Consider the following 12,830-nt stretch of genomic DNA (forward strand, 5'->3'; position numbering starts at 1 on the left):
AGCCCCCCGTGCGCGCATCGGGCCGCGCGCCTGCACCGCCCCGCCGCCCGTACAAGCCACCGCCCGCACCGAAGACACCGAGGAGCAGACGTGACGAGTGCCATGTTGACGGGGATCGGAGTCAGTGCGGGAAGCGCGGCCGGTGAGGTCGCCCGCATGGCACCGACGCCCGCCCTGCCGGAACCCCGCGCCCTCACCGAGGCGGACGTGCCGGCCGAGGTCGCCGCCGCCCGCGACGCGCTGCGGCAGGTCGCCGCCGACCTGGAGCGGCGCGCCGCCGCTGTCACGGGTGAGGCCGCCGATGTGCTGTCCGCGCAGGCGCTGATGGTCGCGGACCCCGCACTGAGCGACCAGGTCGAGGCCCGGATACGGTCCGGCGCCGACGGGGCGCACGCGATCACCGACGCCTTCGGCGAGTTCCGCGCCGCGCTGCAGAACGCGGGCGGCTACTTCGCGGAGCGGGTGGCCGATCTCGACGATCTGCGTGACCGCTCCGTGGCCTCGCTGCTGGACCTGCCGATGCCGGGGCTGCCGGACCCCGGACGCCCCTACGTCCTGGTCGCCGCGGACCTCGCCCCCGCCGACACCGCACTGCTCGACCCCGCGCAGGTGCTGGCCCTGGTCACCGAGCGCGGCGGGCCCACAAGCCACACCGCCATCCTCGCCAAGACCCTGGGCCTGCCCGCCGTCGTCGGCTGTGACGGCGCCGCCGCGCTCACGGACGGCAGTTCCGTTCTGGTGGACGGCACGGCGGGGGCGATCCACGTCGATCCGTCGCCGCAGGCCGTCACGGAGGCCGCCGAACGCGAGGAGCACCGCCGCCGCCGGGCGGGGTCGCTGCACGGGCCGGGCCGTACTTCCGACGGTCACCCGGTGAAGCTGCTGGTCAACCTCGGAGCGTCGCACGAACTGGCGGCGGCGGCAGCGGCGGACAGCGAGGGCGTGGGTCTCTTCCGCACCGAGTTCCTCTATCTCGACCGGGACCGGGCCCCCTCCGCCGAGGAGCAGATCGCCGCGTACCGGGAGGTGTTCACCGCCTTCGCCGGACGCCGTGTCGTCGTCCGCACGCTGGATGCGGGCGCCGACAAGCCGCTGCCGTTCGCCACCGCGGCGGACGAGCAGAACCCGGCGCTGGGCGTACGGGGTCTGCGCACCGCCACCCGCGACCCGGAACTGCTGGAGACCCAACTCGCCGCCATCGCGGACGCGTCGGCGGGCAGCGGTGCCGAGGTGTGGGTGATGGCCCCCATGGTCTCGGTGCCCCGCGAAGCCGCGGAATTCGCCGAGCGGGTACGCGCACACGGCCTGCGGTCGGCCGGCGCCATGGTGGAGGTACCGGCGGCCGCGCTGCGTGCCGAAGGGCTGGCGAGGGTCTGCGACTTCCTCAGCATCGGCACCAACGACCTTGCGCAGTACGCGTTCGCCGCCGACCGCACACTCGGCGGCCTGGCCGAGTTCCTGGACCCGTGGCAGCCCGCCCTGCTGGACCTGATCCGCATGGCGGCCGAAGCCGGCGCGCGGCACGACCGGCCCGTCGGCGTGTGCGGAGAGGCCGCCGCAGACCCGGCGTTGGCGGTGGTGCTCGTCGGTCTCGGGGTGACCAGCCTGTCGGCGGCGCCGAGTTGCCTGAGCGACGTACGAACAGCTCTCGCAGAGCGGACGCTTGAGGACTGCCGGAATCTGGCCGGCGTCGCCCTCGCGGCGCCCGACGCCACGACCGCGCGCTTGAAGGTGCTGGCGGAGATCGCCTCGTAGCCGTCGTCGCGGCGCCGCGCGACGCTCGCTGCCACGGGGCGGGGCGCGGTGGCGTGCCGCGAACGGCCGGTGTGTGACGGGAGCGTGCACGCCCCGGAGCAGGACCGGACGCGCCGGTCCGCAAAGGTGGCGGGGAAGCGAGGGGAAGCGCGGGGAAGGACGGGGAGAAGCGAGGGGAAGCGAGGGGAAGCGAGGGGAAGGACGGGGAGAAGCGCGGGGGAAGCTCCGGAGCGACGTGCACACGGGGCGGGCGCCCGTCGGGCCCGCACCGTCGGGCCCGACCGCCGGACGCGAACGACACGTGCCCGCCGTGCAGTTGAGGCACCGGCACCCCCGCAGCAGGCAGGCCCGGCCGGTGCTCTCCCACCGGGCCCGGGCGCTGCGGGTCCCCGGGGCGCGGCGGGGGCCTCCCGCGCGTGGACTGCGCGTGGGAGGCCCCTCCGGTCCCCGCCTCAGAGCAGCCCGGCGTGCTCCAGGTCGGCGACGTACTTGGCGGCGAGCGACGGCCGCAGCACGGGGACTTCGCCGTCCCCGCCGACACCGGCGTCCCGCACGGCCGCGCCGAACCGGTCCGCGGCGACACCCGGCGCCGGAACGGGGCGCTGCGGCTCGCGGAAGGCGTCCATCAGCGGGAGCAGCGAGTGCCGCCGCTGTTCCTGCGGCAGACCGCGCAGAGCGGTCCCGAAGCGCGCGAACCACTCGTCGTAGTCGTCGATGCGGTGGATGCGCCGTCCGCATTCCGTCAGCCAGTCGACGAAGACGTCGAGGCAGACGCCGTGGTCGTGTGCGTTGACGACGTTGTAGGTGTGGAACCCGTCCACCGCGCGTTCGCCGATCGTCGTGACCGCCTCCGCGGTGAAGTCGGCGGGCAGCCCATGGAATCGGGCTCGCGGACGGCCGTCCCCGGCGCCCGTGCGGTAGAAGGAACGCGGAGCGATCCCCGTCGCGGCGACGCTGAGGAGCAGGCGGGTGAACAGGTCCGGCACGTTCAACTGCCCCCGGTACTCGCTGTGCGCGAGGATCATGTCCGAGCGGAAGACCGCGCACGGAAGGCCGCACCGGTCGTGGGCCTCGCGAAGCAGAACCTCGCCCGCCCACTTGCTCGTTCCGTAGCCGCCCGCGTACGCCCCGTCGAGCCGGCGGACGGGGACGGCCGTGCGGATGTCGGCGTCCTCGGCGAGAGGCGTATCCGCGAGCTGTGTCCCCACGGCAAGGCTGGAGAGGAACACGAAGCGCTTGACCCGTGTGGTGACCGCAAGCCGGACCAGCTCGGCCGTGCCCGTCACATTGGGGCCGAACAGCTGCTCGTAGGGCAGGACATGGTTGACGAGGGCGGCCGGATGGACGATGAGATCGACGTCGGCCGCGAGCCCGGTCCACGTGTCCTCGTCCAGGCCCAGGTTCCGCTCGGCGATGTCGCCGGCGAGCACCCGCAGACGCCCGGCGGCCGACTTCCGGTAGCGGGCGCGGAGTTCGGTGTCTCCGCTGTCGAAGGCCGCGTCGAGCCTGCGGCGGGCCGCCTCGGCGCTGCTGCCGCGGACGACGCAGACCAGGGTCCCGCCGGACTTTGCGAGCCGCTCCAGCCACTCGAGGCACAGGAACCGGCCCAGGTAGCCGTTGGCCCCGGTCAGCAGGACCGTCCGCACGGACTCGCCGGGACCCTGCCGCGGCAACGACTTTGCCGCGTCGATCACTTCGGCGTCCACCAGCGCCGAAAGGTTCAGGTCGCCGGCCCGCACTTCGTCGGCGTCCGCACCGTGCACGGCAGCGAACGAGGGCCGGTCCTGGCCGGAGCCGAGGCGCTGCTCGATGTACTGCGCGAGCTGCCGGAGACCGTTCGCCGGGCTGGTGACGACCGCCACCGGAACGTCCATGTCGTAGATCTCGCCGAGGAGACGGCAGAAGGAGAGCGCGGAGAGCGAGTCGCCGCCCAGGTCGCTGAAGTGCGCTCCGGGACCGAGGTCGCTGGAGGAGCAGCCGAGCAGGCACTTGGCGGCCCGGCCGACGGTCTCCGGCACCGGCCGGTGCCGGCCCTCGCGGCGCAGGGCGCCCAGTTCGCGCGTCTGCTCCGCGGCGAGATCGGCGTACATCTGCTCCAGGCGCGCACCGTAGCGCTCCTTGACCCTCGGTCGTGCCAGTTTGCCGGCGTCACCGAGAAGGCCGTTGGCGGTGGTGAAGGGTTCGGTCTCCACGATGAAGTCCCTGGGGATTTCGTACGAGTTGAGCCCTGCCTCCTTCGCGGTCCGCCGAATCGCGGCGCCCAGCGACGACTTGAGCGCCGACTCGCTTCCCTGCGCGGCATCGATCGCTTCCGGCGTGGGCACGACGGTGGCGAGGAGGTAGGAGCGTTCGCTGTTTCCGTGGACGAAGATCTGCCGGATCAGCGGGTCGGCGGCGAAGGCGGTCTCCAGCCGGGAGACGGCCACCAGCTCACCCTGCGAAAGCTTCAGCACGTTCTTGGTGCGGTCGACGTAGACGAACTCGTCCGGACCGGTCTGCGCCATGATGTCGCCGGTCCGGTAGAAGCCCTCCTCGTCGAAGGCCTCCGCGGTGGCTTCGGGCCGCTTGTGGTAACCGGCCATGATCATTTCTGTCTTTATCCTCAACTCGCCCCGCGGATAGGGCGAGTCGGTCCCGAAGTAGCCCAGTTCGGGCACGTCCGCGAGCTTGTGGGCCGTCACCGGTGGAGCCAGCTTGTGGCCCGTCGTGATCATCCCGGCCTCTGTCGCGCCGTAGCCGTCGAGCGGCTTCAGCTCCAGGCACGCCTCCAGGAACGCCGCCGTCCCGGAGTCCAGCGGAGCGCTGCCGGACATGACCCGCACGATCCGGCCGCCGAGTGTCTTCTCCCGCATCTCCCTGAGCAACTCCGCCTCGACGACGGTGGGTTCGCCACCGGCGCCCACGCGCCGGTCGGCCTCGCTCCGGTACTCCTGGAAGAGCATCTCGGAGACGCGCGGGACCAGCATCAGGTCGGTGGGCCGTGCGAGCGACATGTCCTCGAAGAGCGCCGACAGGTCGCTCCTCGCCGTGAAGCAGTGCACGCCTCCCGCGCTGAGGGTGCTGAACAGCGTGTAGCGCCCGGCGAGATGGCTCATGGGCAGGAAGTTGAGGCTGATCACGGGGGTGTCGGTGGTGCGCCACGAAGCGCCCCACAGATAGGTGGCCAGCCGCTGTGTGTACATGGCGCCCTTGGGTGCGCCGGTGCTTCCCGAGGTGTAGAGCAGCGAGGTCAGTGACTGCTCGTCCACGGTGGTGCACAGCGGCGCCGGCGGCAGGGTACGGCCCCGTTCGAGCACGGCTGCCAGCGTGTCGACAGCCACCCGCGAACCGGCGGCGGCCAGTCGTGACCTTGCCGCCTCGAAGCGTTCGCGGTGGTCGTCCACGTCCAAGTCGCAGTCGAAGACGACCAGGCGCCGTAACGACTCGCTGCCCAGCGCCAGTTCGACGGCCGTGTCCAGGAGTTCGGCGCTCGTCGCGAGGATTCGCGGGGCCGACTCGGCGACGACCGGTGCGAGACCGCCGAGCGTCGCGCTGGTGTGAAGCGGTACGGAGACGAGCCCCAGGTAGACGCACGCCAGGTCGACGGTGGCGTAGTCGCCGCTGGTGAAGCCCAGAGTGCAGACGAAGTCCCCGGCGTCTGCCGGGGACTTCGGGTGGCTCGTCAGCTCGCTCGCGAGGGCCTGGATTCTGAGCCACACCTCGCGGTAGGTGAGGGTCCTGAACTCCGGCAGCAGTACGGATTCGGTGCGGCCCGTCCGAGGTTCCTTCGTATGCTCCCTCACGCGCTCGCCGAAGGCGGGCCGGTCTGCGTAGCCCTCCATCACGGTCGCCATGATCCGCGGCAGCCCCATGCCCGGTGCCCGTATCGCCGCGGTCACCTCGTCGAGCGGCTTCGCCTCCCGGAACTGCCGGTCCGTTGCGTACAGTTCGGCGACGCGACGCTCCGCGGGCGAGGGCGGCGCCCCCTCGTCACCGTCGCTGCCGGACTGCGCGTTGACTGCCATTCCGTCTCCTGTTCGCCGCTGCACGGGTATCGGTCGGACGGCGACCCTACGCACACAGCCGCGCACCGTGGCCGAACCGGTAACGGTCGTGCGCAGTCGATCAGCGGGACGGGCCCGGGGGCTCCGTCCGGGCAGGGAGGTGGTGTGACCCGGGCTGGGGAGGCGCCCGCCGCCGGGGGAGAGGCCCGGCGGCGGTGGCACTGGCGGTGGCGGTGGCAGTGGCAGTGGCAGTGGCGGCAGTTCAGTTCAGCTTCGCGACCGCGGTCCTCGTCGTCCGCTTGAAGTCCACGAGCGGAGCGTCTCCGAGATCGCCCATCTGGCCCCAGCGGACCACGGTCACGGCCTTGCCGTCCCGCCCGACACCGAAGAGGTGCACATTGGTCTCGGACTCGGGGACGGAGACGCTCACCCCGTAGACGTGCGCGCCGTCGCCGGCGGCCTGCCCGCCGTAGTCGTCCCAGGAGGCGGTGCCGCCGGGCGTCTCGCGAAGCCAGTCCGCGGCGCAGGCGGCGACGCTCTTCTTGAGCGACGCGGCCAGCTTCTTCGCCGCGCCCGTGCTCGCGGCGACGACACCGACCTGGGTGGCGTTGGTGTCCAAGTCCGTGTGGAACTCGCGGTGATGGCTCCGGGAGGCGGGCAGCTCACCTTCCACGCAGAAGGGCTCGGGGTCCGGCAGCCCGGCCGTCACCTTGCCCGCGAACCAGGGCGAGGACGGGTGCGGCGGCAGGTCCGCGGGAGACAGGAAGCCCGGCGCCCGGTTCTTCTTCGCGGCGCCCGCGGCGACGCCCGGGCTGCTCGCGGCGAGCGTGAGGCCCAGGGCCGAGAGCGCCGCGAGAGTGCCGAACGCGGCGGAACGGAAGGTCTGTGCACGCATATCCGGGACCTTTCCCCCGTATCGGTACTGACGCCACAACAGACCATCAAGCGCGCGGAAGGGTTGTACGCGTGAGGGCCGCAAGGTGCTGTCGTTGTCGTCCGGCGACCGCCGGCCGGTGCCGGCCTCCTTGCCCGGCGACGGCCCGGCCGAAAGCCTTCCCGGCCGCGCTCACTCCGAGGCGAGTCTGCCATGGGGCGACGGGTGGCCTGGCCGGACGCCCGCCGAGCGGGCCGGCGACCACGCGGACCGGCTTCCGCGGACGTCGTTCCTTCAGGTCGGGGCCGGGGGCGGGGACACCCGCCCGGGCGTCCTTTTTGTACCAAGCTCACGATTTCCGCATGTGCGACCCCAAAATGTTCACATGCCGGAATGCGCCCCTCCGGGGAGGGGTGGCGCGGAGGTGCGGCGGTGGCGCCGCTCCGGGCTCCGGCTCTCGACACCGTCAACTCCTCTGATTCGCCGCATTGCTGCAGGTGAGGGTCCTGGTGGAAGGGTGCACAAGGGGCTTGGGGAAGGGGCGGGCATTCGATGGCGGACCGGCACATTCCGGATGCTTCGGCCCCGTACCCGTGTACGAGGCGGCCCTGCTGACCTGCGTCGATACCCGTGTCGTAGTGCGGCACCCCGTCGCTGTGACGAGAATTCGACCATCGCGCTGACCAGTGTGTGCCGGTCGAAGTGCGCGGTCATCTGACCTGCACCTTCGTCGGGGCGTCAACTCCGAGCGCTGTCGGCGGTGTTGGCGGAACCTTTTCCTCCCGGCCCGATGTGGCCGGATTTAACGGGTGTTGAGTCGTCGGGTATTCCCGATATGAATGTCGATGCACTCGGGCATCAGGAGTCGCGCCACAGGACGGTGTGCCCCGCACGTACCGCATGAGTACGGGGCGCCCTGGTCGGCGGCGAGGCACGGGGGGAAGCTCGCGAGTGCGTCGTCGCGTGCGCCCAGGCCGCCGTACCACCACGGACCTGTGTCCCCCTTTCCCACTGAATGCCGTTGTCCAGGCGCTCGTAGGGATTGGAGGGGGAATGCCGACGAAGCCGACCTATCCCGGTGTTTACGTCGAAGAGATTCCCAGCAGCGTCCGCACCATCACCCAGGTCACCACAGCGGCCACCGCCTTCGTGGGCCACACCCGCCGCGGGCCTCTCAACAAGCCGGTCAGGGTTACCAGTTACGCGGAGTTCGAACGCCGCTTCGGGGGCCTGACCTCGCAGAGCGCCGTCGCTTACGCCGTGCACCAGTTCTTCAGCAACGGCGGCTCCATCGCCGTCATCGTGCGCGTGGCGAAGGCCGGTTCGGGCAAGGCGGCCTCGGCGACCCTCGAATCGACCGAGGGCCGCAGCGAATGCCCCGTGCTGGAGATCACCGCCCGTGAGCCGGGCGTGTGGGGCTGCGGGCTGCGCGTGTCCGTCGACTACGACACCCCGGCACCCGAGGAGACCTTCAACCTGCGCGTCTTCGACGCCAGGGGCGAGGCCCGCGAGTTCTTCGGCGGTCTGTCCATGGACCCCTGCCACAGCCGCTACGTCCAGACCGTCGTCAACTCCGGCTCCACGCTCGTGCGCGCCGAGGTCGTCGGCGAGGGACGCCCCGACCCGTCCGGCACGGTCTCCAAGCCCTTCTCCGGGGACCTGCCCGACCTCGGTGTCGAACTGACCGTGAAGATCGGTGAGGTCGAGCGGGAGTTCGTTCTCCACGACCGGGACGAGGACGGCGAGGCTCCCTGCAGCGTCGCCGAACTCGCCCTGCTCCTGGAGCGGAAGCTGCGGGCCCTGCCGGACGCGCCGGGCCGCCACGACTTCGCCGCCGCGGAAGTCACCGCCTTCGGCAACCGGCTCCAGACCGTCGCCGGCAGCAACGACCCGGAGGCCGTCGTCCGCTTCGTCGGCGAATGCGCCAACGACCTGGGCCTGGAGGCCTCCGTCAACCCGCCCGTGTTCGCCCTCGATGGCGGCGAGGACGGCGAGGCGCCCGGTCCGCGCGACCTGATCGGCAGCGAGGCCCGCAAGTCCGGGCTCCACGCGCTGCGCGACGTCGACGACGTCAACCTGCTCGCGCTGCCCGAACTCGCGGCGTACGAATCGACCGAGGACATGATCAGTGTCCTGGCCGCGGCCCAGCGGCTGTGCCGCGAGGAACGCATCTACCTCCTCGTCGACGCGCCCGCTGCCTGGTCCGGAGTGGACGCCGCCCGCACGGGCATCGCCGCATTCGAACCCGTACGCGGCAGCCACGCGGGTCTGTACTTCCCGCACCTGCAGATGACGGACCCGCTCACCGGACGGCTGCGTTCCTTCCCGCCCTCCGGCGCCGTCGCCGGCGTCATCGCCCGTACCGACGGGGAACGCGGCGTGTGGAAGGCACCGGCGGGCACGGAAGCGCGCCTCGCCGAGGTGCACTCGCTGTCCGTGCGGCTCACCGACCGCGAGAACGGGCTGCTCAACCCGCTCGGCGTCAACTGCCTGCGGACGTTCCCGCTGGTGGGCCCCGTGGTCTGGGGCGCCCGCACGCTGGAGGGCTCCGACGCACGCGAGAGCGAATGGAAGTACACCCCGGTACGGCGGCTCGCACTGCACGTCGAGGAGAGCCTCCACCGCGGCCTGCGCTGGGCGGTCTTCGAGCCCAACAACGAGCAGCTGTGGCAGCAGATCCGGATGAACGTCTCCTCGTATCTGCACACGCTCTTCCAGCAGGGCGCCTTCACGGGCGGCACCCCGCGGGAGGCGTACTTCGTCAAGTGCGACCACGACACCACGACGGACGAGGACGTGGAGAACGGCGTCGTCAACGTCGTCGTGGGCATCGCGCCGGTGCGCCCGGCCGAGTTCGTGATCGTCAAGGTCCAGCAGATGGCAGGGCAGTTCACGTCCTGACGGGCCGGCCGCCGTCCGGGAGGCCGGCGGCCGGGTGACCGATCACCCGAGGAACCGAAGGAATCCGATGGCAGAGTTCCAGATAAACGCCCATCGCTTCGACCCGTACAAGAACTTCAAGTTCCTCGTCCTGTGGGACGGACGTACGGTCGCGGGCATCAGCAAGATCAGCCCGCTGAAGCGGACCACCGAGGTCGTCAAGCACCGCCACGGCGGCGACCCCAGCACCCCGCGCAAGTCGCCCGGACGCTCCGAGTTCGAGGGCGTCACCCTGGAGCGCGGAGTCACGCACGACCCGGAGTTCGACCGCTGGGCCAACAAGGTGTGGCAGGTCGGCGCCGGGCTCGGCTCGGAGGTGTCACTGGCCGACTTCCGCAAGGACATCGTCATCCAGGTCCTGAACGAAGCGGGCCAGGTCGCCGTCTCGCACAAGCTCTACCGCTCCTGGCCGAGCGAGTACCAGGTGCTGGGCGAGATGGACGCCAACGCCAACGCGGTCGCGATCCAGAGCCTCAAGCTGGAGTGCGAAGGCTGGGAGCGGGACTACGAGGTCCCGGAGCCCGCCGAGCCCTCCTTCACCCACCCGGCCTGAACGCCGGACAGGGGGGAGCGACGGCGATGGCGCACTCGGAAGCCGCACGCCTGCTGGCGGTCTGGGAGGAAGCACTCACCCGGACCGGCGCGGAGCGTGCGCGGATCCTGCACCGGGCGGCACGCCCGCAGGCCGGCCCCGGCGAACTGCCGCGGGTCCCGGTCGGCGAGCGCGAAGCCGACCTGTACGCGCTGCGGCGCGCGCTGTTCGGCGACCTGATGCAGGTACTCATCGAGTGCGCCTCGTGCGGCGAGGCCATGGAATTCGACCTCGACGCGGGCGAGTTGGCGGCCCGGCCGCCTCAACGGCCGGAGCCCTTGCGGGTGACGGCGGACGGCTGGGAGATCGACTTCCGGCTGCCCGCCGTCGCCGACCTCGAAGCGGCGGCCGAGGGGGCGGCCGGCGCCGACGACCCGAGGGCCGCGGCGAGTGCCCTGCTCGTCGCGTCCTGCACCGTCAAGGTCCGCAGGGACGGTACGGAGGTGCCCGCGGAACGCCTCGCGGAAGTGCTGCCCGAGCAGGTGCGGGACCGGATCGCCGAGGCCGCCGAACGGGCAGATCCGGCAGCCGAGATCACGCTCGACATCTCCTGCCCGGAGTGCGGAGCCGGCACCCCCGCCGAGCTCGACATCACCTCCTACCTGTGGACCGAGCTGGACGCCTGGGCACGCGACTTGCTCCTCGACGTCCACCTCCTCGCCACCGCCTACGGATGGCGGGAGCCGGACATCCTGGCGCTCAGCCCGGCGCGGCGCCGCTACTACCTGGAGCTGTGCGCTGATGTCTGACTACTTCGACCGGCTGCTGGCGCGGCACGCGTCCCTGCCGCGCGCCTCGGGCCCGGCCGGGAAGCCCGGTGCCGGAGAAGGCGCCCGGGACGGCCGGACCGCGCCGGGAGATGCGGCAGGAGACATGCGGCGGGTGCGCGTGAGGCCGCGGCTGCCCGGTCCGTTCGAGCGCGTCGAAGCGCTCCGCGACCGTGAGGACGGGGACGACGGACTCTCCCCGGCGGGCCCGCAGGCCCCGGTGCCGCGCCCGCGCACGGACGAGGGCCCGGCGTCCCGCGGCGTACGGGAGATACACACGGAACGGCACACCGTCGTACGCGAGACGTCGGCGCCCACCGAGCGGGCGGAGCCGCAACAGGGTCGACCCCGGCCGGGGAGCGCCCCGTTGAGGCCCGTCCCCTCCCGTGCGCCACGGCCCGCCGCGAGCGTGCCCGTGCAGCGGGCGGGGCGGGGCGCGTCCCGCGACGCCGGCCCGGCCGACCCCGGCGCACCGCAGACGGGCGCCGCGCCCGCGCTCGTCGCCCGCAGCGGGGAGGTCGTTGCCCGCTCCGCCGCCGCACGCCCGGGAAGCGGTGACCTCTCGGCGGCGCGGAGCGCCCGGCAGCAGGCGGCGGCAGGGCGGCGAGGCGGCGCCCGGCCGGCCGAACGCGTCGTCCACGTCCAGATCGGCCGGCTCGAAGTGAGCGCCGCCACCCCGCCGGGCGCAGGCCGCGGCGGAGCAGGCGAACCGGGGCGGCAGCAGACCGGCCGTACGGCGCCCACGGTGAGCCTCGAGACCTACCTCGCACGCGGCCGGAACGGGGAGAGGAGCAACTGAGCCCATGAGCAACGCACTTGCGGTCGCGCACGTGACGCAGGCGCTGGCGCTGCTGATCGAGAGCAACCTGCGTCCCGAGATCGACATGGCCGTATCCGTCGAGACTCGCAAGCCGCCGGCCGAGCCGTCGCTCGAACCGACGATCACCGTCTTCCTGTACCAGGTCACGCACAACCCGTCGATGCGCAACTACGACCTGCCCACCCGCGCGTCCGACGGCAGGCTGCTCAACAAGGCGGTCGCGGCGCTCGATCTGCACTACGTGATCAGCGCGTACGGGGAGGAGAACGAGCTGGTCGGCCAGCGGCTCATCGGCTGTGTGGCCCGGATCCTGCGCGAGTTCCCCGTCCTGCCCGCCGACGTGATCCGGGAGGCGGGCGAGCTCCCGTACTTGGCGGGCAGCGATCTGGCCGAGGCGGAGCAGAAGGTGCGCTTCACGCCGCTCCAGATGGACATCGACGAGACCTCGAAACTGTGGGGGATGCTCCACCAGACGCCTTACGCGCTGTCGATGACGTATCAGGGGTCGCTGGTCCTGGTCGAGGGACGGGAGGAGCCTCGGCCGAGCCGCCCGGTGGAGAGGACCGTGGTGACGGTCGGCGCCTCGGGCACGCCGTACGACAACACCGCTGCGCCGGGGAGCGGTTCGGGCGGTGGCCCGGGTGCGGCGGGTACGCCCGGCGCGCCGGGCGTACCCGCCGCCGCGGACGGAGCCGAGGGGGAGGAAGGCGACGCCGGGGCGAGTGCGACGGCGGAGAAACCCGCGGTGAGGCCCGCGGTGAAGGAAGCGGCGGCGAAGGCCCCGGCCCGGAAGACGGCTGCGAGGACGGCGGGCTCGAAGACGGCGGGCCGGAAGACGGCTTCGAAGAGCACGGCGGCCAAGAAGACGGCCGCCAAGAGCACGGCCGCAAAGAAGACCGCAGCCAAGAACACGGCCGCCAAGAACACCGCAGCCAAGAAGGCGACCGCGGCCAAGCAGGCCGCCGCCAAGAAGGCCTCGGCGCAGAAGAGCGCCGCCAAGAAGCAGGCAGGCGGAAGCCGTTCGGCACGTGGGGCAGCCGGCGGCGGCACGCCGACCAGCCGCACGGACAACACATCCGACGGCAAGGAGAGCTGAGGC

General features: G+C 72.2%; 8 protein-coding genes. 6 read left to right on the forward strand and 2 right to left on the reverse strand.

The genetic code is table 11. The features are described 5' to 3' along the window. The first annotated feature begins 90 nt into the window (after positions 1–90). On the forward strand, positions 91–1,755 hold the full coding sequence (ptsP, locus tag EV375_RS22445; protein WP_130301222.1) for a phosphoenolpyruvate--protein phosphotransferase: 1,665 nt from the start codon (positions 91–93) through the stop codon (positions 1,753–1,755). A gap of 452 nt (positions 1,756–2,207) precedes the next feature. Here ptsP and car read toward each other — a convergent pair whose 3' ends face one another. Together car and EV375_RS22455 are read right to left on the reverse strand one after the other, a co-directional pair. Then, a complete protein-coding gene (gene car, locus EV375_RS22450; protein WP_207228223.1) occupies positions 2,208–5,759 on the reverse strand; it encodes a carboxylic acid reductase in 3,552 nt (1,183 codons plus the stop codon). Between the two features lie 241 nt (positions 5,760–6,000). Continuing rightward, complete coding sequence (locus tag EV375_RS22455) at positions 6,001–6,633, reverse strand: hypothetical protein (protein WP_130301223.1); 633 nt, start codon at positions 6,631–6,633, stop codon at positions 6,001–6,003. Between the two features lie 1,032 nt (positions 6,634–7,665). Between EV375_RS22455 and EV375_RS22460 the strand changes: the two genes are divergently transcribed. From EV375_RS22460 to EV375_RS22480, 5 genes are all read left to right on the forward strand, one after another. Continuing rightward, positions 7,666–9,513 (forward strand): phage tail sheath C-terminal domain-containing protein, encoded by a 1,848-nt coding sequence (locus EV375_RS22460; protein ID WP_130301224.1) that lies wholly within the window; start codon positions 7,666–7,668, stop codon positions 9,511–9,513. Positions 9,514–9,580: 67 nt separating this feature from the next. Continuing rightward, positions 9,581–10,105, forward strand: coding sequence for a phage tail protein (locus tag EV375_RS22465; RefSeq protein ID WP_028436610.1), 525 nt, complete (start codon positions 9,581–9,583; stop codon positions 10,103–10,105). 26 nt (positions 10,106–10,131) lie between these two features. After that, complete coding sequence (locus EV375_RS22470) at positions 10,132–10,893, forward strand: T4 family baseplate hub assembly chaperone (protein WP_130301225.1); 762 nt, start codon at positions 10,132–10,134, stop codon at positions 10,891–10,893. Continuing rightward, positions 10,886–11,710 (forward strand): hypothetical protein, encoded by an 825-nt coding sequence (locus tag EV375_RS22475; protein WP_130301226.1) that lies wholly within the window; start codon positions 10,886–10,888, stop codon positions 11,708–11,710. The genes EV375_RS22470 and EV375_RS22475 overlap by 8 nt, the downstream gene beginning before the upstream one ends. A gap of 4 nt (positions 11,711–11,714) precedes the next feature. Beyond that, entirely contained in the window at positions 11,715–12,827 is a 1,113-nt protein-coding gene (locus EV375_RS22480) for a Pvc16 family protein (protein WP_130301227.1), read from the forward strand. The last annotated feature ends 3 nt before the right edge of the window (positions 12,828–12,830 follow it).

The organism is Streptomyces sp. CNZ301 (genome assembly GCF_004217425.1).